This window comes from Arthrobacter sp. P2b (assembly GCF_900168295.1).
Taxonomy (GTDB): Bacteria; Actinomycetota; Actinomycetes; order Actinomycetales; family Micrococcaceae; genus Arthrobacter.
Map to the genome: position 1 here is coordinate 302,023 of NZ_FVZL01000002.1, position 20,748 is coordinate 322,770.

Genomic DNA, 20,748 nt, shown 5'->3' on the forward strand with positions numbered 1-20,748 from the left:
ACGGGCAGTTGCGCTTTAATGAGGGATGCGGAGCGGCCGGCAGTTCTGGAGGGGGCGGATGGGACGAGGTACCTATTCGTTGTCAGGGTTCTGCCTTGTGCTCCTGGCCGCCGCCGGCTGTGGAGGCGCACCTCGGGCCTCGGGTGAAACGGTGGTCTCCGACGTCTTCATCACGGCCTATTCCTGGTACGACAACACTCCAGCGGGCTCCGCCATCATCAGCCACCCTGTCCTGCACAAGGTGGCCGGCGGAACCGGAACGTACGAAGATCCGGTGACCATCGCCGTCGGGCATTCCAAGGAGACGGGCACCAGCGTGCTGGATGTCCCCGCGGGCACCCGCATCTACCTGCCGGACGTACGCCGGTACTTCATCGTGGAGGACGCGTGCGGCGACGGTCCGGCTCCGGAACTTGGGCCCTGCCATACCGGAGCTGAAGAGCACGGTGACGCTTCACTGTGGATCGACATGTGGATCGGCGGCGAAGGGGAGAGTATGTCCTTCGCCCAGACGTGCGCCGTCCAGGTTACCGGCGTGCGGACAGCGGTATTCAACCCGGGCAGCAACTACGCCGTGGCACCCGGCAACGGGGTGATCCACGACGGCAAGTGCGATTCCGGCTACGGGAACGGGCTGGTATCCCGTTAGCCTCAACCGTCGTAGGCCTTCTGCAGTTCGGCGATGTCCAGTTTCCGCATGCCCAGCATTGCCTGCATCGCCCGCTGCGAACCCTGGGGATCCGGTCCGGCAATCAGCGAGGGGAGGATGGCGGGAACAATCTGCCACGACACCCCATACCGGTCCCGAAGCCATCCGCACTGGCTTTCCGTGCCGCCGTCGGTCAAAGCAGCCCAGTACCGGTCCACGGCGGCCTGGTCCTCGCAGTCCACCACGAAGGATACCGCTTCGGTGAAACCGGACGTCCGTGCTCCGTTCAGCGCGGTGAAACTGCGGCCTTCCAGTTCGAAGTCGACGGCGATGGCCTCACCTGCCGGCCCCGGCGCTTCCTCCCCGAACCGGGAGATGTCGAGGATTCTTGAATCGTCAAAGACGCTGGTGTAGAACATTGCGGCCTCTTCCGCCTGGTTCTCGAACCAGAGGCAGGTCCCGATCTTCCGTGGCATGGTTGCTCCTTTCGGCTTGAGCCTAGTGCGGATCGCGTCGGCCGGGAACGGGCGGCTAGGCTCGAATGCATGAGTTCCCGGAACCTGTTGCCCGTGAAGCCGCCCTCCGCCCGCCTGGTGACCGCTGCGGCCGTTTCAGACATCGTGCTGATTCTGCTGTTTGCCGCCATCGGACGCGATGCCCACCAGCGCGGGGATGTTGTGGCGGGCGTCCTGCTCACTGCCTGGCCGTTCCTTGCCGGGGCGGCGGCCGGGTGGCTTGCCACCAGGGCGTGGCGGGACCCGTTCTCGGTGCGCCGGTCAGGTCTGGGGGTCTGGCTTGGCAGCCTGGTGGGCGGGATGCTCCTGCGGGCCGCCACCGGCCAAACGGTTGTGCTCCCCTTCATCATCGTGGCGCTGCTCAGCCTGGGTGTGCTGCTGCTTGGCTACCGTTTGTTGCTGGCCGCCATCGGGCGCAGACGGACCGTGTGACTTCCCGGCCGGGCACTGGGAGGGCGCGGCCCTGGCGGCCATGGTTGGTGTAATAGGCTGACAGTACCGAAACGCTTGCCGGGCAATGCCGCGGCGCAACAGATCCGGAAGGGTTCATCGTGATCACCGCATTCGTTCTGATCAAAACTGACGCTGCCCGTATTCCCGAGACAGCAGAGGAGATCTCCGCGATCGAGGGCATCAGCGAGGTGTATTCAGTGACTGGCGAATGGGACCTGATCGCCGTTGCCCGCGTACCCCGGCACGAAGACCTGGCCGACGTCATTGCCGACAGGCTGTCCAAGGTCCCCGCCGTGGTCCACACCACTACCCACATCGCCTTCCGGGCCTACTCGCAGCACGACCTGGACGCAGCATTCTCACTGGGGTTCGAGCAGTAGGCACCCCTAGGAGCTGGTGAGCGAGACCCACTTCTCCAGCACGGCTGCGGCAGCTCCGGAGTCGACCGACGCCGAGGCGCGGCCGTAGGCGTCCTTCATCCGGTCAAGGAACGGCCCTTCGGCCGCAGGGTCAAAAGCCACCAGGCCGGCCGCGGCATTGAGCAGCACCGCATCCCTCGCGGGTCCTTCCTTGCCCGCAAGCACTTCGCGGACCACAGCCGCGTTGGCCTGGGCGTCGCCGCCCCGGAGCTGTTCCACCGTAGCCAGGCTGATCCCCAGGTCCCGGGGATCGAATGTCAGTTCGCCCACAGAACCATTGCGGATTTCCCATACGGTGGAAGGGCCAGTGGTGGTCAGCTCATCGAGGCCGTCATTCCCCCGGAACACCAGGCCGCGGCTTCCGCGCCGGGCCAGGACGCCCGCCACCAGCGGCGCCATCCTCGCATTTGCGACTCCCACTGCCGAAGCCTGCACGTTGGCGGGGTTGGTGAGGGGCCCAAGAAAATTGAAGGCAGTGGGAATGGCGAGTTCGCGCCTCGGAACGGCCGTGTGACGGAACGACGGGTGGAAAACCTGCGCGAAGCAGAAGGTGATGCCCGCCTCTTCCGCATTGCGTGCAACCTGTGGAATGGACAGGTCGAGGCGGACGCCCAGCGCCTCCAGCACGTCCGCAGACCCGGACGACGACGATGCAGCCCGGTTGCCGTGCTTCACCACCTTGGCGCCGGCGCCAGCGGCTACAAGGGCCGCCATGGTGGATATGTTCACCGTGTTGAGCTGGTCGCCGCCCGTACCGACAATGTCGAGCTTCTCACCGGAAATGGCCACCGGGTTGGCGTGAGCAAGCATGGCGTCCACCAGGCCGGACAGTTCCTCCACCGTTTCACCCTTGGCGCTGAGGGCAACCAGGAAGCCGGCGATCTGTGCAGCCGTGGCCTCCCCCGACATGATGGTGTCCATCGCCCAGGAGGTGTTGTCTGCCGTGAGGTCCCTGCCGCTGATCAATGCCGAGATCAACCGGGGCCAGGTGTTGCCGGACGCTGCAGATGCCTGTGAAGTCACCTCCTGATGCTATCGAGGGATAGCGGGGACTGACCAATATGAACGGCCGCGGGAACTTTTCCCGGCGATTTCGCGTCTTTGTAGAAAAAGTCCCCCGAAAAGGCGGTTTGCGTTGGGCAGCACGGACTTTTACAGACATAATGTCTATGTGACATCTGCGACCCATGCCCCCAGTACCCCGGCGCACCCCACGCTGAACCGCCCCAATATGGTTTCCGTTGGAACCGTTGTGTGGCTGTCCAGCGAGTTGATGTTCTTCGCCGGTCTCTTCGCCATGTACTTCACCCTGCGCTCCACAAGCGCGCAGATGTGGGCGGACGAGACAGCCAAGCTCAACTTCCCCTTTGCGCTCGTTAACACGATCGTCCTCGTGGCCAGTTCCTTCACTTGCCAGATGGGCGTCTTCGCCGCTGAGCGGCTCCAGCCGCGCCGGACCGGGGGTGCCTTGCAGTTCTCCCGCTGGGGAATGAACGAATGGTTCACCCTGACGTTCCTCATGGGCGCGTTCTTCGTCGCCGGCCAGGCCACCGAATACGCAATGCTCGTCTCCGAGCACGTATCGCTGTCGTCCAACGCCTACGGCTCGGCCTTCTACATGACAACGGGCTTCCACGGCCTCCACGTCATCGGCGGCCTGATCGCCTTCCTGCTCATCATGGGCCGGTCATTTGCCGCGAAGAAGTTCGGTCACTTCGAGGCAACGTCCGCGATCGTCACCTCGTACTACTGGCACTTCGTGGACGTTGTGTGGATCGGCCTCTTCCTGGTCATCTACGTACTCAAGTAGCCAGCTTTGATTCTTTTTCTACAAGAGGCAGAATTTCAGGTAGCGGCTCCCGGAGCCGGCGCAGGAACGAATAAAGGAACCACCACGTGAAGGCACTCTCACAAAAGCGGCGTCACCCACTTGCAGCCATAGCGCTGCTCCTGATGGGTCTCCTCCTCACGGGTGGGCTCTATGCCGTCGCCACCACCGTCAACGAGGCCAAGGCTTCCACCACTACCTACAGCGCAAACGACGTTGAGGAAGGCGGCAAGCTCTTCGCCGCCAACTGCGCCACGTGCCACGGTATGGGCGCCAGCGGAAGCCAGGACGGTCCTTCACTGGTGGGCGTGGGTGCCGCTGCCGTTGACTTCCAGGTGGGCACCGGGCGCATGCCGATGCAGATGAACGGCCCGCAGGCCCTGGAGAAGCCAGTCCAGTTCAACGATGAACAGACCCACCAGCTTGCAGCCTACGTCGCTTCCCTGGGAGCCGGCCCGGCAATCCCTGAGGAACACCTGCTGGATGAGGGCGGCAACGCCGCTGAGGGTGGCGAACTGTTCCGCACCAACTGCGCCATGTGCCACAACGCTGCTGCCGCCGGCGGTGCACTGACCCGCGGCAAGTTCGCCCCTGCACTGTCGGACACTTCCGGAAAGCACATCTACGAGGCCATGGTCACCGGCCCGCAGAACATGCCCGTCTTCAGTGATTCCAACATCACTCCCGAAGGCAAGCGCGACATCATCACCTTCCTGAAGCAGATCGAGACCAGCGGCTCCCCCGGCGGCGCTGACCTTGGCTCCCTTGGTCCCGTCGCAGAAGGCCTGTTTGTCTGGGTTGCCGGCCTGGGTGTCATCATCGCCTTCACCATCTGGCTGACCTCCCGTACGTCCTGACGTCCGGCAACGCACCACAAACTTCTGCTGCCCTGTCAGCAGGTTGATATTAGAAACTAACCCGGCAACCGCCGGGACGAGAGAAGGATGAGGCGAATTATGGGCAACCATAGTGACGGCAGTCCGAACCACTCGGGCACCGTAGCTACGGCTGGTCAGAATGAGGTGGAGAAGTTCCAGGACCCTGGAATTCCCCCGCACCGTTTGCGCCTGGCTGACACGGACCCGAAGGCCGCAAAGCGGGCAGAACGGCAGGTCGCCTTACTATTTGGCATCTCTGTTGTTGGAACCCTGATCTTCCTGGTGGCGTACTTTGCCATCGATCTGGGGCCTGGAGACTCAACCATTGACACCATCCGGATCCAGAACATGCTCCTGGGTCTTGGAACGGCTTTCGCGATGCTCGGCATCGGCACCGGCATCGTGCACTGGGCCAAGGCCCTGATGCCGGACCACGAAGTCTCAGAGGAACGCCACGCCATCCGCTACGAAGAGGACCGGCAGGCTGCCGTCCGCATCGTTGACGACATCGTGGAAGAGACGGGCATCAAGCGCCGTCCGCTGATCCGGAACACCCTGCTGGGTGCCGTTGCACTCGCACCGCTTCCGGCGGTCGCCATCTTCGGCGACCTCGGCCCGCGTCCGGACAACAAGCTTGCCCACACCATGTGGGCTCCCCAGGACGGGCAGCTCAAGCGTCTCGCCCGTGACCCCGACGGTACGCCCATCAAGGCATCGGACGTCACCATCGGCTCGGCATTCCATGTCATTCCCGAAGGCCTGAACGAACTCCACGAGGGCAAGCTCAACGAGAAGGCCAAGGCAGTTGTGCTGCTGATGCGCCTTGATCCCGCATCGCTGAACCCTTCCGCGGGACGCGAGGACTGGGGATACAACGGAATCGTTGCTTACTCCAAGATCTGCACCCACGTCGGGTGCCCTGTCGCTCTTTACGAGCAGCAGACGCACCACCTGCTGTGCCCGTGCCACCAGTCCACCTTTGACCTCACGCAGGAGTGCAAGGTGATCTTCGGCCCCGCCAGCCGTCCTCTCCCCCAGCTGCCCATCGCAGTTGATGACGAGGGATACCTGGTCGCCACCAGCGACTTCAAAGAACCCGTAGGACCAAGTTACTGGGAGCGTGATATGCATGAGCGCAGCATCAACAGCTGAGCCCGCTTTCGTCGCCAAAACCAAGACAGGCCGGTTCACCGACTTCGTCGATGCACGTGTTGGCGGTTCCGGAATCCTCCGGGAATTCGGCCGCAAGGTATTCCCGGACCACTGGTCCTTCATGTTCGGCGAAGTGGCACTGTACTCCTTCGTCATCCTGCTCCTTTCGGGCACGTTCCTGACGTTCTTCTTCGATCCGTCCATGGCGGAGACGCATTACGACGGCTCCTACGTTCCCCTCAAGGGCGTCGAAATGTCGGTGGCGTACAACTCGTCGCTGGACATCTCCTTTGACGTCCGTGGCGGCCTCTTCATGCGCCAGGTCCACCACTGGGCGGCGCTGCTGTTCGTGGCTTCCATCGCCGTGCACATGCTGAGGGTCTTCTTCACCGGAGCGTTCCGCAAGCCCCGTGAAATGAACTGGGTTGTGGGTGGCGTGCTCCTCATCCTCGCGATGGCTGCCGGCTTCACCGGCTACTCCCTCCCCGATGACCTGCTTTCCGGCAACGGCCTGCGCATCATCGACGGCGTGATCAAGTCCATCCCGGTCATCGGAACGTACATCTCATTCTTCCTGTTCGGCGGGGAGTTCCCGGGAACGGCCATCATCGGCCGCCTGTACATGCTGCACATCCTGCTTGTACCGGCACTGATCCTGCTGATGATCGTGCTGCACCTCTTCATGGTGGTCGTCCACAAGCACACCCAGTACCCCGGCCCGGGCCGCAACGACAACAACGTTGTCGGCTACCCTCTGGGACCTGTCTACGCCGCCAAGGCCGGTGGCTTCTTCTTCATCGTGTTCGGTGTCCTGGCCCTGATGGCCGGTTTCTTCACCATCAACCCGATCTGGAACTACGGCCCGTACGATCCCTCTCCCGTGTCAGCCGGTACCCAGCCCGACTGGTACATCGGTTTCGTTGACGGCGCCCTGCGCCTGATGCCCGGCACCTTGGGCAACTGGCAGGTGGAACAGGACTGGTTCGGCTTCGTCTTCAGCTTCAACGTCCTGCTTCCGGCCCTCGTGCCTGCCGGCATCCTCTTCACCGTGATGTTCATGTACCCCTGGATCGAGCGGTGGATCACCAAGGACGACCGCGAGCACCACGTCCTGGACCGTCCCCGCAACGCCCCGACCCGTACGGCGATTGGCATGGCAGGGTTCGTCTGGTACTGCGTGATGTGGGCAGCTGCGGGTTCCGACCTCATCGCCACGCACTTCGGTGTCTCCCTGAACGATGTCACGTACTGGCTGCGCGCCCTGTTCTTCATCGGCCCGATCATTGCGTTCATCGTCACCAAGCGCGTTGCCCTGGCCCTCCAGCGCAAGGACCGCGAGATTGCACTCCACGGCCGCGAAACCGGCCGCATCGTCCGTCTCCCCCACGGCGAATTCATCGAGGTCCACGCACCTCTTGATGAGTACAAGCGCTACAAGCTGGTGGGATTCGAGTCGCCTGAGGTGCTTCCGGCCGTGCCGAACGAGCACGGTGTGGTGACCAGCAAGGAGAAGCGCCGCGCGTTCCTCTCCAAGTGGTTCTTCGAGGACCGCGTTGCTCCCGCCACTCCTGCAGAGCTGGAAGCCGCCCACGGCCACGGCCATGCAGCGGTTGAAGCCCCCGAAGAAGCAAAGAGCCTGTCCCACTAAGCTCCACGTTCAGACAGCAAGAGGCCCGGTCCAGATGGACCGGGCCTCTTGTGTTTTCCTGTTCGCAGGCTTCAGGCAGCCGGACGCAGGCGGGCCGCCAGGATTCCTGCCAGGTCTAGTGGTTCCGCGCCCGGCGTGCTCCGGGACGCTGCAGGGGAACCCACAGCTTGTACCTGTCCGCCCGGTAGTAGGACACCGAATAGTCCACCATCGCGCGGGCAACGAAGGCGTGCCGCTGGATTTTCAGCAACGGCGAACCGACCTCGACATTAAGCAGCCGGGCGGTGGACGGCGAAGCAGCGGTGGCCTCGATCATGTCCTCGCCCCACTCCATCACCAGCCCGAATTGCTCGCTGAGGACGTTATACAGCGACGTCGGGGGTTCACCGTCCAGGAGCCCGGGCACCCGGTGGGCAGGAATGAAGTTTTCATCAACGCTCATGGGCTCACCGTCAGCGAGCAGCAGCCGGCGGAAGCGCACCAGCGGCGTCCCCTCGTCCAGCTGCAGTTCACGCGCGAGGAAGGCGCTGGCGCCGATTTGTTCGAAGCTGAGGACTTTGGCTGCCGGGACCATGCCGCGGCGCTGCATCTCCTCACTGTAGGAGGTCAGCTTTACCTGAAGGTCGAGTTTTGGCCGGCGGACAAACGTGCCCAGCCCCACCACCCGTTCAATGACCTCTTCACCCACCAGTGCGTCGATCGCCTGGCGGACGGTCATCCGGGCAAGTCCGAACCGCTCCGCAAGATCCCGCTCGGAGGGCAGCGCAGAACCCGGCGGGCAGGACTCAGCGATGTAGCTCCGCAGGATCTCCCGCAGCTGGACATAGATCGCCGTGCCGCTGGCACGGTCAATCTCGCCCCTGATTCCCTTAGCGCCAACCGCCATGGTCTGTCTCCCTGCCGTCGATTTTCCCCTTCAATCGTAGGGCAGGTCTAGACCAGCTCCGTGCAGCCGATACCTTCTTTGGTAATGGACGATGCAGGCCCGCTATATTTGGTCAGGAAATTCTGTTACCGACGGATGGGGCCGTCACGACGAAGGAGTCCCCTTTGCCAACACACAAGGCCGTGGTCACGGCCTCCGTCGGCCTGCACGCACGGCCGGCAGCCATCTTTGTCCGGGCCGTCACCGACACCGGGCTTCCTGTGACGATCGCCAAAGCCGGTATCAACGGCGTGGACGCCCGGTCGTTGCTTCACGTGATGACTGCTGACTTCCAGCACGGGTGCGAGGTGGAACTGGGCATCAGCGAGAACGCCCTGAACGGGGCTGTAAGCCGCGAAAAGGCGGAAGATGCCCTCCGGGGCCTTGCCGTTCTCCTGGAGTCGCAGGGCGCGCTGTAGACGGAACTGGGCTTCAGATAAAAACAGAGCGGGCATAAACAACAACGACGTCGGGCCCCCACCTTAGGTGGGGGCCCGACGTCGTTGTTTGCTATCTGCTGCCTAGTGGGCGTGGTCTCCGCGGCTGTACTCGTAGACCCAGCCTACGAGGGCTACAACAGCCAGACCGGCCGCGATGTAGACGATCCAGAAGCCGACAGCCAGGCCAAGGAACCCGCCTGCGCAGGCGAGGCCAAGTACCAGCGGCCACCAGCTCCAGGGGCTGAAGTGACCCTGTTCGCCGGCGCCTTCGTGGATTTCAGCGTCGCTGCGGTCCTCGGGACGCAAGCCGACGCGCTTGCCGGTGAAGCCGAGGTATCCGCCGATCATGCCGGCGAGGCCGCCCACCAGCAGGATGCCCAGGATGCCTACCCATTCGCCCCAGTTGGTCAGGAAACCGTAAACCAGTGCTACCGGGACAAAGAAGAAGACTCCGGCTCCAAAGATCCAAGATTCGATTTTCACTGTGAGGTGTCCTTCTGGTCGGCGTTACCCAGCGCCTGGGCTGCAGGAGCCGGGGATTCAACGGTGTGGACCTGGCGGAGTTCAGGATGGTGCAGGTCCAGGGCGGGACGCTCGGAACGGATCCGGGGCAGGGAGGTGAAGTTGTGGCGCGGCGGCGGGCAGGACGTGGCCCACTCGAGTGAGGCACCGAAGCCCCAGGGATCGTCCACCTGCACCTTTTCGGCGCTGCGCCAGGTGATGTACACGTTCCAGAAAAACGGGATCAGTGAAGCACCCAGGACGAAGGACGCCACGGTGGAGAACTGGTTCATCCAGGTGAAGTTGTCCTCCACGAGGTAGTCGGCGTACCGGCGGGGCATGCCTTCGACACCCAGCCAGTGCTGGATGAGGAACGTGCCGTGGAAGCCGAGGAAGAGGAGCCAGAAGTGGATCTTGCCGAGACGCTCGTTGAGCATCTTGCCGGTCCACTTGGGCCACCAGAAGTAGAACCCGGCGAACATCGCGAACACCACTGTGCCGAACACCACGTAGTGGAAGTGCGCCACCACGAAGTAGGAGTCGGACACGTGGAAGTCCAGCGGCGGGGAGGCCAGGATGATGCCGGTCAGGCCGCCGAAGAGGAACGTGATGAGGAAGCCGATGCTCCACAGCATGGGAGTCTCGAAGGTCAGCGATCCGCGCCACATGGTGCCGATCCAGTTGAAGAACTTCACGCCGGTGGGTACCGCGATGAGCATCGTCATGAACGCGAAGAACGGGAGCAGCACGGAGCCGGTGACGTACATGTGGTGGGCCCACACCGTCACGGACAGGGCTGCAATGGCGATGGTCGCGTAGACCAGGCCCTTGTAGCCGAAGATCGGCTTGCGGCTGAAGACCGGGAAGATCTCGGACACAATGCCGAAGAACGGCAGCGCGATGATGTACACCTCGGGGTGGCCGAAGAACCAGAACAGGTGCTGCCACAGGACAGCGCCGCCGTTCTCGGGGTCGAAGATGTGAGCACCGAAGCGCCGGTCCGCGCCAAGGGCGAACAGGGCTGCGGCCAGCGGCGGGAACGCCATGAGGACCAGGATGGCCGTGACCAGGGTGTTCCAGGTGAAGATCGGCATCCGCCACATGGTCATGCCGGGGGCGCGCATGCAGATGATGGTGGTGATGAAGTTGACCGCACCGAGGATGGTGCCGAAGCCGGACAGTGCCAGGCCGAACACCCACAGGTCGCCACCGATGCCGGGGCTGAACGTGGTGTTGGACAGCGGCGCATAGGCGAACCAGCCGAACGAGGCAGCACCCTGCGGGGTTATGAAGCCGGAGACGGCGATGCTGGAGCCGAACAGGAAGAACCAGAACGCCAGGGCGTTCAGGCGCGGGAAGGCAACGTCCGGGGCGCCGATCTGCAGCGGCATGATCACGTTCGCGAACCCTGCGAACAGCGGGGTTGCGAACATGAGCAGCATAACGGTGCCGTGCATGGTGAACAGCTGGTTGTACTGCTCTTTGGTCTGCAGGATCTGCATGCCGGGCTCAAAAAGTTCGGCACGGATCAGCAGCGCCATGACGCCGCCGAGGCAGAAGAACACAAAGGATGCGATCAGGTACATGTACCCGATGGTTTTGTGGTCAGTGGAGGTGATCCAGTTGACGACGATGCGTCCCTTGGATTTAGGAACCACGGGAGCCGTCAGGACTCCGGTGGGTGCGGATTGAGTGTACGTAGCCACGTCGCTCCCCTTACTTAATTTCGTTCAGGTTCGGGTTGCGGTCGTACTCCACACCGAGGAGGCCCGTGTTGCCGGCTGCCTTCAGCCCGTCCATGTGGGCCTGGAATTCAGATTCCGACACTACCTTGACGCGGAACAGCATTTCGGAGTGGTACTCGCCGCAGAGTTCGGCGCACTTGCCGTCGTAGGTGCCCTCTTTAGTGGGGGTAAACCGGATGTAGTTGGTCTTGCCCGGGATCATGTCGCGCTTCTGAAGGAAGGCGGGAACCCAGAAGGAGTGGATGACGTCGCGTGCGTTCAGTTCCAGGTCAACGGACTTGTTCACCGGCAGGTACAGGGTGGGGAGCTGTTCCTTGTCAATGGTGTTTCCGGTGAGGTGCGCCTGGACGCCGGCCTCGTGGACGTCTTCTTCGATGACGTCGCCGGCCTTGTAGTTGAAGTCCCAGGCCCACTGCTTGCCGCGGACGTCAACAACGACGTCGGCGGGCTGGGAGCGGTCATCAATGGCCTGCTGGTCGCGGTCGGTGAAGTAGAAGAACACCAGGACCATGAACAGCGGGATGGTCAGGTAAAAGACTTCCAGGGGCAGGTTGAAGCTGGTCTGCCGCGGGAACCCGACGGTGCCCTTGCGGCGACGGTAGGCCACCAGGCACCAGACGATCAGGCCCCAGGTAATGATGCCCACGACCAGGGCGGCAATCCATGAGTTGACCCAGAGGTCCATGATGCGGTCGGTGTTGCTGGTGGTGCCACGCTCAGTGGGCAGCCACCCTTTCTCTACCTCTGGCGAACATCCGGTCAAAACCAACGCGCCGGCAATAGCCAAGCCTGTGATCGTTGTGATCGTTTTGCGTCGGCTGCCGGTTCGGTTCTGCGAACTCACAGACGGCCCTTCCTACTTGTTGCTGTTGTCCGGGCAGCCATCGGCGCCCCGGGCACACTAAAAGTTTTACTACTCGGTGTAGAGCTTACCGCTCCGCCGGGCGTTTCGCCCACATGTCGGCGCCGTGCCCCCAAGCCAATGTTGATGGCAGGAGACACGGCGCCGGCATCGGGCGAAATAACCGGCCTAGTGGAAGGAATCTCCACAGGCGCAGGAGCCGCCGGCGTTCGGGTTGTCGATGGTGAAACCCTGCTTCGAGATGGTGTCTTCGAAGTCGATGCTGGCGCCGCTGAGGTACGGGACGCTCATCTTGTCCACCACGACTTCGACGCCGTCGTAATCGCGGACGGCGTCCCCGTCGAGGAGCCGCTCGTCAAAGTAGAGCTGGTAGATCAGTCCGGAGCAGCCGCCGGGCTGCACGGCAACCCGAAGGCGCAGATCCGTCCGGCCCTCCTGCTCGAGAAGACTGCGGACCTTGCCTGCGGCGACGTCGGTCAGCTTGACCTCGTGGACCGGCAGTTCGCCGGCAGCGCTGGTGGTTTCGGTGCTGTTCTCATTGGTTGCGGTGCTCATTGGCCTACCTTCTTAGGACGGGTCCTGGCGGCTCCGCCTTGGCGGTGCCAGCCCCTACGGATTGGGTATGGGCTATAGCTACATGCTACGTCGGACAGCCGTGTAGCTCTAACTCCTCACGTAACCATGGAAGGCCACCGGTTGTTCCCGCAGACGGTTTTTTCAGGCCCCGGAACCCTGAAGCCCGTCCCTGTTAAGGCGGGCCAGCATCAGGGCTTCGGCCAGGATTGCCTTCCGGAAGTCGCCAAGGTGCAGGGACTCATTGGCACTGTGTGCGCGCGAATCCGGATCCTCCACGCCCGTGACCAGGATCTGTGCGTGCGGATAGAGCTCCAGCAGGTCGGCGATGAAGGGAATGGAACCGCCGATCCCCGTCTCCACGGCGGGCACGCCCCACGCTTCACCCAGCGCCCACATGGCCACAGTGGCAGCCGCCGAGGACGTGTCAGTCTGGAACGGGTTGCCGCTCTCCCCCGGCGTGAATATGACCTTCGCGCCGAAGGGCGCGTTGGCCTCCACGTGCCGGCGCACCGCCTCCATGGCCTCCGACGGGACCTGTCCCGGAGCCAGCCGCAGGCTGAACTTGGCGCGCGCACGGGGCAGGAGGGTGTTGGATGCGACGTCGACGCCCGGGGCGTCGAACCCGATGATGGACAGCGCCGGTTTGGTCCAAAGGCGCGAGGCGATGCTGCCTGACCCTGCCAGGCGTACGCCGTCGAGCACTGACGCATCGGCGCGGTAGTCCGCCTCCGGCAGGTCCACTGTGGCATTGTCCGTTGCCACGAGTCCTTCGATGGCGACGTTGCCCTCGTGGTCGTGCAGGGTGGCAATCAGGCGGGAAAGCAGGGTGGGGGCGTCCAGCACGGGGCCGCCGTACATACCGGAGTGGACGGCATGCTCCAGCACCTGGACCTCAATGACCCCGTCAACAAGCCCGCGCAGGCTGGTGGTAAGTGCGGGTATGCCCACTTTCCAGTTGCTGGAATCGGCAACGACAATAACATCGGCGCGGAGCAGCTCGCGGTTGGCTTCGAGGAACGGGCGGAAAGTGGGAGAACCGGCTTCCTCCTCCCCTTCGAAGAAGAAGGTGACGCCCAGGCCAAGCGCATCCCCGAGGACTTCGGAAACAGCCGCGTAGGCTGCCACGTGTGCCATGATGCCAGCTTTGTCGTCCGCTGCGCCGCGGCCGTACAGCCTGCCGTCCTTTTCCACGGCAGTAAAGGGCTTCGATTCCCAAAGCGTTTCGTCCCCTGCGGGCTGGACGTCATGGTGGGCGTACAAAAGGATGGTGGGTTTGCCCGCCGCGGCGGCGCGGCGGGCGACGACGGCGGGACCGCCCGGGGTGCCGTCCGCTTTGTTGCACGCCAGGATCTGCACCCCGTCCAGGCCTGCACTGCGGAGCAGTTCCGCAGTGGCTTCCGCGCTCCTTTCCAGCGGCGCCCTGTCGAAGCTGGGCCAGGCGATGCCCGGGATGGCAACAAGCTCCTTGAGCCGGCTCAGCGTGCTGTCGAAGGAGCGGTCAATGGAGTTCCTGAGGTCTGCCGTCCAGGAGCTTTCGTCAAGGCCCGGGATTGTGGGGCCGCTGGAGTTGTGCGGGGTGGCCGTCGGCGATGAAGTCATGGCGGAAACATTACTCCCGTCACATCCGCCTCCAGCGGAAGCGCCGCCCAACAGGCATTTCCTGCTCGCCCGCAAGGTATTCTGTTGTGGTGTTCGGACGTAAAAAGGAAGCGCCTTCGGCGCAGGAATCAGTAGACCAGCAGGCGGCGGAAGCGGCAGCGCGGCAAGGCGGCGTGACGGGCAAGGGCGCCCCGACTCCCACCCGCCGGGCGCAGGAGGCGGCCCGCAGGCGTCCACTGGTGCCGGAGGACCGCAAGGCGTCCAAGGCGGCTGAGCGCCAGGCTATCCAGGACCAGCGGCAAAAGATGCGCCAGGCACTGGATACGGGTGATGAGAAATTCCTCCCCCTGCGTGACAAGGGCCCGCAGAAGCGCTTCGCCCGTGATTTCGTGGACGCCCGCTTCAGCCTGGGCGAGTACCTCATGTTCGGCGCGCTCGTTTTTGTCCTGGTGTCGCTGGTGGTGCCGGCGTCCAGCGACCTCATGATTTATGTCCTGGGCGGATTCTGGGTGATGTTCCTGGCCGTCTTCATCGACGTCTTCATCCTGTCCCGCAAACTCCGCAGGCGGCTGACTGAAAAGTTCGGCGAAGTGGAGCGCGGCACTGTGTGGTACGGCTCCATGCGCTCGCTGCAGTTCCGCAAGCTCCGTCTGCCCAAGCCCCAGGTCAAGCGCGGACAGTACCCGGCCTGATTCGTCGAGTCCATCCACACCAACAACAATGAGCAAACCCCGGCGGTATGAACCGCCGGGGTTAGTCGTTTAAGGAGCCGCGGGACCCCGCTGCTCCTGCGAGGTCAGGACCGGCGGTTTTTCGCAAGCTGGCGGTTGATCCGGGCTGCCCAGAATGGTCCCTCATAGAGGAATGCCGTGTAACCCTGGACGAGTGTTGCCCCGGCGTCGAGCCGTTCCTGGACATCCTGTGCTGTTTCCACACCGCCCACGGCCACGAGGGTCAGTTCGCCGCGGGTTGCTTCCTTGAGGCGCCGCAGGACCTCCAGGGAGCGCTGCTTGAGGGGCGCTCCGGAGAGTCCGCCGGCGCCGCACTTTTCCACCTGCTCGGCCGGGGATGTGAGGCCGTCCCTGGCGATTGTTGTATTGGTTGCGATGATGCCGTCCAGCTTCAGGTCCAGGGCGAGGCGCGCGACGTCGTCGATATCCTCGTCGCTCAGGTCCGGCGCGATCTTCACCAGCAGCGGCACATGGCGCCCCGCTGCGCGGTCAGCCTCTTCACCTACTGCGGTGAGCAGGGGCCGCAGGGTCTCCACATCCTGCAGCAACCGCAGGCCGGGAGTGTTCGGGGAACTGACGTTGACCACCAGGTAGTCGGCGGCAGGGGCGAGGCTGCGGGCACTGACGAGGTAGTCGTCCACCGCGTCGGCGAGCTCCACCACTTTGGTCTTGCCGATATTGACCCCGATCACGGGCCGAACCCCGCAGTGCCTGCGCTGCAGCGCCGCCCGGGCAGCCTTCAGGCGGGGTGCCACCGTGTAGGCGCCGTCGTTGTTGAATCCCATCCGGTTGATGACGGCACGGTCCTGGACCAGGCGGAAGAGCCGCGGCTTTTCGTTTCCCGGCTGGGCCTGGCCGGTGATCGTTCCTACCTCCACATGGCCGAAGCCCAGCTCGGTGAGGGCTTCGATGCCGTGCCCTTCCTTGTCAAAGCCGGCAGCCAGGCCAAACGGCGACGGGAAGGTGACACCGAAGGCGGTGGTCTGCAGGAACGGCGCAGGTGCCGTCAGCTTCTGCAGGACCTTGCCGGCGCCGGAGGCATGCGCAAACCGGATGCCTTTGAACCCGATTGTGTGGGCGCGCTCGGCGTCCATCCATGAAAAGGCCAGCCTGAAGAAAGTGGGATAAACGCGCATGCCACCAGTCTTCCGTCTCCGGCGTCCCAGACCAAAATGGTACAGACCAAATGCTTTGCCGGATTAGCATGAAGCCATGGAGTGGCAGCCGGACATCCTGGGTGAGGAGTTCGAGTCCCGCGCCTTTGTGGCCGCCGGGGACGACGGCGTGGAGCGGACGGCGACGCTGGTCCGGTTCCGCCCTGCGAACCACTCAGGTTCGGCCCGGCAGGCCCGCAGGGCAGTCCTTTTCCTGCACGGTTGGAGCGACTACTTCTTCAATGTGGACCTGGCGCGCTTCTGGTCCGGCGCAGGCTATGACTTCTATGCGCTGGATATGCACAACCACGGCCGGAGCCTGCGCCCTGAAGACCCGGGCGGGTACGTTGCAAACCTCGCGGACTACGACGCGGAAATTGACGTGGTGTGCCGGCTTATCAGCGGAGAGGGCGGACCGGGGCCATTGACACTGATGGGGCATTCCACCGGCGGACTGGTGGCGGTCCTGTGGGCCAGCAAACACCCGGACGCGGTGTCACAGCTGATCCTCAACAGCCCATGGCTGGAGATGCACGGGAGCACCCTGGTGCGGCTGGCGGCTTCCGGCATGGTGGGACCCGTAGCCCGGTTCCGTCCCGAGGCTGTGCTCCGGCTGCCGGAGCGGGGCTTTTACTGGCGCACCATCAGCAGCGCCGCTGACGGGGAATGGGCCCTGGATGAACGGTACCGCCCGCCCATGGCCTTTCCCGTGCGGGCCGGGTGGCTGAACGCGGTGCTGGCCGGCCATGCCCGCGTGGCCCGCGGCCTGGATATAGGGGTGCCCATCCTCGTCCTGCTGTCCCGCGGAAGTGCGAACGGACTTTTCTGGTCTGAGGAGATGCGGCGGACCGACGCCGTGCTTGATGTGCATGTCATTGGCGCACGGGCGCTTACCCTTGGCCGCACCGTTACCGTAGAGCGGATCGACGGCGCCCTGCACGACGTGTTCCTCTCCCCCGCCGCAGTCCGTGCCGACGCGTATGCCCGCCTGGCCCGCTGGCTCAAAGCCTACGGGGACCAGGACCCGGCCGACGGGCGATAAGGAATACCGTCCGTACGCACGAGGGGCAGCTAGGGCGTGGCCGGGCTTTCCGCGGCGGCACCAACGGGCTTCGCAGCGTCCACGGCGCCGCCGTACCTGCGATCCCGCCGGGCGTACTCTTCAACGGCAGCCCACAGGGTCCGCCGGTCGACGTCAGGCCACAGGGTATCCATGAACACGAACTCTGCATACGCGGACTGCCACAGCAGGAAGTTGGACAGCCGCTGTTCCCCCGAGCTGCGCAGGAAGAGGTCCACGTCGGGAAGGTCCGGCTCGTCAAGATATTTCTGGATGGTCCGCTCGGTGATGGCACCGGGCTTGATCCTTCCCGCTGCGACCTCGGCTGCGATTGCGGACACTGCGTCCGTGATCTCCGCGCGGCCGCCGTAATTAACACACATGGTCAACGTGCAGGTGCTGTTTCCGGCGGTGAATTCCTCCGCCTCCTCCAGCTCGCGGATGACTGATCCCCAGAGCTTGGGCCGGCGGCCGGACCAGCGGACGCGCACTCCCCATTCGTCGAGCTGGTTCCGCTGGCGGCGCAGCACATCCTTGTTAAATCCCATGAGGAAGCGGACTTCCTCGGGCGACCGCCGCCAGTTCTCGGTGGAGAAGGCGTAGACGCTGACGTACTCAATCCCGAGCTCGATGGCCCCTGCCATGACGTCCAGCAGCGCGGGTTCGCCGGCTTTGTGTCCTTCGATCCGCGGCAGTCCGCGCTGGTTGGCCCACCGGCCGTTGCCGTCCATAACGATGGCCACGTGCCGCGGGATGAACTCTGCAGGAATGGTTGGCGCCACGGCGCCGGACGGATGCGGGTACGGGGCCACCACCGGGTGGGTGCGCCGGCGGGATGTGTTGGTCTTTTTGCCCAGGGCCACTGTCAGCTACGCTCCACATGCTTGAGGGATTTGAGAACTCGTTCGAGGTGCCATTGCAGGTAGGCCGCCACCAGGCCTGCCGCCTCCTTGCGGTGGACCGGCAGCGATCCGTCCGCGGTGGGCCAGTCGCCCGTGAGCAGGGCTGCCAGCAGTACCACTGTTTCAGGTGCGGGCGCGGGCGATCCCGGAGGCCGGCATCCGCTGCAGACCATGCCGCCGAGCGGGGCGGCGAACGCGGTATGCGGGCCCGGCTGCCCGCAGCGGGCACAGTCGGTGAAACTGGGCGCCCAGCCGCCGGTGGCCAGCGCCCGCAGCAGGTAGGAATCGAGGATGAGGCCGGCGGCGTGCTCATTCCTGCTCAGGGCGGCCAGGGCCCCTACCAGCAGGTTGTACTGCGCAGTGCCGGATTCGCCGTCCGCGTCTGTGAGCTTCTCGGCGGTCTCGGTCATGGCCGCGGCCACGGTGTACCGGCCGTAGTCAGCGGCGATGCTTCCGCCGTAGGCCCCCTTGGCGACGGCCTGGGTGACAATGTCCAGGGTGCGGCCGGACACCAGCTGAAGGTCAGCGACCATAAAGGGTTCCAGCCGCGCACCGAACCGGCTGCTCGTGCGGCGGACGCCTTTGGCGACCGCCCGGACCTGGCCGTGGTGCTTGGTCAGCAGCGTGATGATGCGGTCGGCCTCGCCCAGCTTATGGGTGCGGAGCACGACGGCGTCGTCCCGGTACGCGCGGGAGGCGAAAGACTGTTGGGCCACGCTTTTATCTTCCCATCCCCTCCGGGCGTGCGGCTGCCGGACACTGCCGTGCCGCCGGGATGACCCGGCGGCACGGCAGGAAGGGCATCAGGACTGTGCGTCGCGGATGGCGCGGTTCACGGCGGAGATGACGGCCTTCAGGGACGACATGCTGGTGTTGGCATCGATGCCCACACCCCACAGAACCCGCTCCCCCACGGCACATTCCACGTAGGCGGCGGCCATCGCGTTGCCGCCTTCGGAGAGTGCGTGCTCGCTGTAGTCGAGCACCCGGACGTCCACGCCGTCCTCCCGCAGGATGCTCAGCAGCGCGGCGATGGGTCCGTTGCCGGTGCCCGTCCGGCTGACCTGCGCACCGTCAACGGTGAGGGACGCGTGAAGCGTCATTCCGCCGTCGTCGTCCGTTTCGGTTTTGACGGCACCCAGGGAGTAGCGGCCCCACTGCCCGTCAGCTTTGCCGGACGGCAGGTATTCGTCCTGGAAGACCTGCCACAGCTGGGCCCCGCTGACTTCGCCGCCCACGGTGTCCGTGCGCTTCTGGATGACGCCGGAGAACTCGATCTGGGCACGGCGCGGCAGGTCCAGGCTGTGTTCGTTCTTGAGCAGGTAGGCCACACCGCCCTTGCCGGACTGGGAGTTGACCCGGATGACTGCCTCGTAGCTGCGACCCAGGTCCTTGGGGTCCACCGGCAGGTACGGGACCTGCCAGGTGAAGTCCGCCACGTCCTTGCCGGCCGCGGCGGCGTCACGCTCCAGGGCCTCGAAACCCTTCTTGATGGCGTCCTGGTGGGAACCGGAGAAGGCGGTGAACACCAGGTCGCCGCCGTACGGGGAACGCTCGGGGACGGGCAGCTGGTTGCAGTATTCGACGGTCCGGCGGACATCGTCGATGTTCGAGAAGTCGATCATGGGGTCGATGCCCTGCACGAAGAGGTTCAGGCCCAGGGTGACCAGGTCCACGTTGCCGGTCCGCTCACCGTTGCCGAAGAGGCAGCCTTCGATCCTGTCGGCACCGGCCATGTAGCCGAGTTCGGCGGCAGCCACGCCCGTGCCGCGGTCATTGTGCGGGTGCAGGGAGAGGATGATTCCTTCGCGCGGGTGCAGGTGCCGGCTCATCCACTCGATGGAATCGGCGTAAACATTGGGAGTGGCCATCTCAACAGTGGCGGGCAGGTTGATGATGACCTGCCGGTCGGCGGAAGCCTCAAACACGTCGGCGACGGCGTTGCACACGCGGACGGCATACTCCAGTTCCGTTCCGGTGAAGGACTCCGGGGAGTATTCGTAGGTGACGTGCGTGTCCGCGAGGGTTTCCTCGTACTTCTTGCACAGCCGCGCGCCCTGCAGGGCGATGTCCAGGATTCCGTCCTCGTCCTGGTTAAAGACCACGCGGCGCTGCAGGACGGAGGTGGAGTTGTAGAGGTGGACAATGGCCTGCTTGGCCCCGACCAGGGATTCGTAGGTCCGCTCGATCAGGTGTTCGCGGGCCTGCGTGAGGACCTGGATGGTGACGTCATCCGGGATGTGGTTGCCCTCGATGAGCTGGCGGACGAAGTCGAAGTCGGTCTGGGACGCGGACGGGAATCCGACCTCGATCTCCTTGTAGCCCATGCGGACCAGCAGATCGAACATCTTCATCTTGCGGGCCGGGCTCATGGGGTCGATCAGTGCCTGGTTGCCGTCCCGCAGGTCCACAGCACACCAGCGGGGAGCTTTGGTAATGATCTTGTCCGGCCAGGTGCGGTCCGGCAGTTCGACTTTGATCTGGTCCTGGAACGGCGTGTACCGGTGGGCAGGCATTCCTGAGGGCTTTTGTGCGTTTCGCATTACTGGGGGCCTTTTCTGGAGATCTTCATTGAAAGGGTGGCCGGGCAACACAAACTCCGCAGCGAGGGTGGGCCTTGCGCTAGATCGCGTCTGAGGCCTCGCCGCGGCAGCTAAGGAGAAGGAGCTCTGCACGCACCATTTGAGGGTAACACGCGTGCGTAAGATGAA

22 protein-coding genes are annotated in these 20,748 nt (G+C 64.2%); 10 read left to right on the plus strand and 12 right to left on the minus strand.

The genetic code is table 11. The features are described 5' to 3' along the window. Window positions 1-58 precede the first annotated feature (58 nt). Window positions 59-649, plus strand: coding sequence for a hypothetical protein (locus B5520_RS05985; RefSeq protein ID WP_176156795.1), 591 nt, complete (start codon window positions 59-61; stop codon window positions 647-649). 2 nt (window positions 650-651) lie between these two features. Here the strand turns inward: B5520_RS05985 and B5520_RS05990 are convergent, their stop codons facing one another. Next, on the minus strand, window positions 652-1,125 hold the full coding sequence (locus tag B5520_RS05990) for a VOC family protein (RefSeq protein WP_079596152.1): 474 nt from the start codon (window positions 1,123-1,125) through the stop codon (window positions 652-654). Between the two features lie 69 nt (window positions 1,126-1,194). On the opposite strand from B5520_RS05990, the gene B5520_RS05995 reads away from it, so the two are divergent. After that, on the plus strand, window positions 1,195-1,596 hold the full coding sequence (locus tag B5520_RS05995; protein WP_079596153.1) for a DUF3054 domain-containing protein: 402 nt from the start codon (window positions 1,195-1,197) through the stop codon (window positions 1,594-1,596). 119 nt (window positions 1,597-1,715) lie between these two features. Continuing rightward, on the plus strand, window positions 1,716-1,997 hold the full coding sequence (locus B5520_RS06000; RefSeq protein WP_050687163.1) for an Lrp/AsnC family transcriptional regulator: 282 nt from the start codon (window positions 1,716-1,718) through the stop codon (window positions 1,995-1,997). A gap of 6 nt (window positions 1,998-2,003) precedes the next feature. On the opposite strand, the gene trpD is transcribed toward B5520_RS06000, so the two are convergent. Next, window positions 2,004-3,059 carry an anthranilate phosphoribosyltransferase gene (trpD, locus tag B5520_RS06005; protein ID WP_079596154.1) on the minus strand — a complete coding sequence of 352 codons (1,056 nt, stop codon included), beginning with the start codon at window positions 3,057-3,059 and terminating at the stop codon, window positions 2,004-2,006. Between the two features lie 148 nt (window positions 3,060-3,207). Here trpD and B5520_RS06010 point away from each other — a divergent pair, with 148 nt between their 5' ends. The 4 genes from B5520_RS06010 to B5520_RS06025 all read left to right on the plus strand — a co-directional run bounded on the left by B5520_RS06010 (window position 3,208) and on the right by B5520_RS06025 (window position 7,542). Beyond that, entirely contained in the window at window positions 3,208-3,846 is a 639-nt protein-coding gene (locus B5520_RS06010) for an aa3-type cytochrome oxidase subunit III (protein ID WP_176156796.1), read from the plus strand. Window positions 3,847-3,932: 86 nt separating this feature from the next. Then, the gene (locus tag B5520_RS06015; protein ID WP_079596156.1) at window positions 3,933-4,721 is read left to right on the plus strand and encodes a cytochrome bc1 complex diheme cytochrome c subunit; all 789 of its coding nucleotides are present in this window, start codon (window positions 3,933-3,935) and stop codon (window positions 4,719-4,721) included. Between the two features lie 99 nt (window positions 4,722-4,820). Further along, window positions 4,821-5,894, plus strand: coding sequence for a cytochrome bc1 complex Rieske iron-sulfur subunit (locus tag B5520_RS06020; protein ID WP_079596157.1), 1,074 nt, complete (start codon window positions 4,821-4,823; stop codon window positions 5,892-5,894). After that, window positions 5,872-7,542, plus strand: coding sequence for a cytochrome bc1 complex cytochrome b subunit (locus tag B5520_RS06025; RefSeq protein ID WP_079596158.1), 1,671 nt, complete (start codon window positions 5,872-5,874; stop codon window positions 7,540-7,542). Before B5520_RS06020 ends, B5520_RS06025 begins: the two co-directional genes overlap by 23 nt. Before the next feature lie 115 nt (window positions 7,543-7,657). Here B5520_RS06025 and B5520_RS06030 read toward each other — a convergent pair whose 3' ends face one another. Then, window positions 7,658-8,428 carry a GntR family transcriptional regulator gene (locus tag B5520_RS06030; RefSeq protein ID WP_079596159.1) on the minus strand — a complete coding sequence of 257 codons (771 nt, stop codon included), beginning with the start codon at window positions 8,426-8,428 and terminating at the stop codon, window positions 7,658-7,660. A gap of 164 nt (window positions 8,429-8,592) precedes the next feature. Here B5520_RS06030 and B5520_RS06035 point away from each other — a divergent pair, with 164 nt between their 5' ends. Continuing rightward, window positions 8,593-8,886 (plus strand): HPr family phosphocarrier protein, encoded by a 294-nt coding sequence (locus B5520_RS06035; RefSeq protein ID WP_079596160.1) that lies wholly within the window; start codon window positions 8,593-8,595, stop codon window positions 8,884-8,886. Between the two features lie 102 nt (window positions 8,887-8,988). On the opposite strand, the gene B5520_RS06040 is transcribed toward B5520_RS06035, so the two are convergent. The 5 genes from B5520_RS06040 to B5520_RS06060 all read right to left on the minus strand — a co-directional run bounded on the left by B5520_RS06040 (window position 8,989) and on the right by B5520_RS06060 (window position 14,190). Beyond that, window positions 8,989-9,390: a cytochrome c oxidase subunit 4 gene (locus B5520_RS06040; RefSeq protein WP_079596161.1), complete on the minus strand. Its 402-nt coding sequence runs from the start codon at window positions 9,388-9,390 to the stop codon at window positions 8,989-8,991. Next, window positions 9,387-11,114 (minus strand): aa3-type cytochrome oxidase subunit I, encoded by a 1,728-nt coding sequence (gene ctaD, locus B5520_RS06045; RefSeq protein WP_079596162.1) that lies wholly within the window; start codon window positions 11,112-11,114, stop codon window positions 9,387-9,389. Before ctaD ends, B5520_RS06040 begins: the two co-directional genes overlap by 4 nt. A gap of 10 nt (window positions 11,115-11,124) precedes the next feature. Further along, entirely contained in the window at window positions 11,125-11,997 is an 873-nt protein-coding gene (coxB, locus tag B5520_RS06050; RefSeq protein ID WP_079596163.1) for an aa3-type cytochrome oxidase subunit II, read from the minus strand. 186 nt (window positions 11,998-12,183) lie between these two features. Beyond that, a complete protein-coding gene (locus tag B5520_RS06055) occupies window positions 12,184-12,570 on the minus strand; it encodes a HesB/IscA family protein (protein ID WP_079596164.1) in 387 nt (128 codons plus the stop codon). Window positions 12,571-12,732: 162 nt separating this feature from the next. Continuing rightward, complete coding sequence (locus tag B5520_RS06060) at window positions 12,733-14,190, minus strand: dipeptidase (protein ID WP_079596165.1); 1,458 nt, start codon at window positions 14,188-14,190, stop codon at window positions 12,733-12,735. Between the two features lie 89 nt (window positions 14,191-14,279). Here B5520_RS06060 and B5520_RS06065 point away from each other — a divergent pair, with 89 nt between their 5' ends. Continuing rightward, entirely contained in the window at window positions 14,280-14,882 is a 603-nt protein-coding gene (locus B5520_RS06065; protein WP_079596408.1) for a DUF3043 domain-containing protein, read from the plus strand. Between the two features lie 104 nt (window positions 14,883-14,986). Here B5520_RS06065 and B5520_RS06070 read toward each other — a convergent pair whose 3' ends face one another. Continuing rightward, window positions 14,987-16,057, minus strand: a complete 1,071-nt coding sequence (locus B5520_RS06070) for a quinone-dependent dihydroorotate dehydrogenase (protein ID WP_079596166.1) — start codon at window positions 16,055-16,057, stop codon at window positions 14,987-14,989. A gap of 76 nt (window positions 16,058-16,133) precedes the next feature. On the opposite strand from B5520_RS06070, the gene B5520_RS06075 reads away from it, so the two are divergent. Beyond that, window positions 16,134-17,117, plus strand: a complete 984-nt coding sequence (locus tag B5520_RS06075) for an alpha/beta hydrolase (protein WP_079596167.1) — start codon at window positions 16,134-16,136, stop codon at window positions 17,115-17,117. A gap of 29 nt (window positions 17,118-17,146) precedes the next feature. Here B5520_RS06075 and B5520_RS06080 read toward each other — a convergent pair whose 3' ends face one another. The 3 genes from B5520_RS06080 to leuA form a co-directional block, all read right to left on the minus strand. After that, entirely contained in the window at window positions 17,147-17,998 is an 852-nt protein-coding gene (locus B5520_RS06080) for an isoprenyl transferase (protein ID WP_079596168.1), read from the minus strand. A 2-nt stretch (window positions 17,999-18,000) separates the two neighbouring features. Next, window positions 18,001-18,753, minus strand: a complete 753-nt coding sequence (gene recO / locus B5520_RS06085) for a DNA repair protein RecO (protein WP_079596169.1) — start codon at window positions 18,751-18,753, stop codon at window positions 18,001-18,003. Between the two features lie 87 nt (window positions 18,754-18,840). Continuing rightward, on the minus strand, window positions 18,841-20,580 hold the full coding sequence (gene leuA, locus B5520_RS06090; RefSeq protein WP_079596170.1) for a 2-isopropylmalate synthase: 1,740 nt from the start codon (window positions 20,578-20,580) through the stop codon (window positions 18,841-18,843). Between the last annotated feature and the right edge of the window lie 168 nt (window positions 20,581-20,748).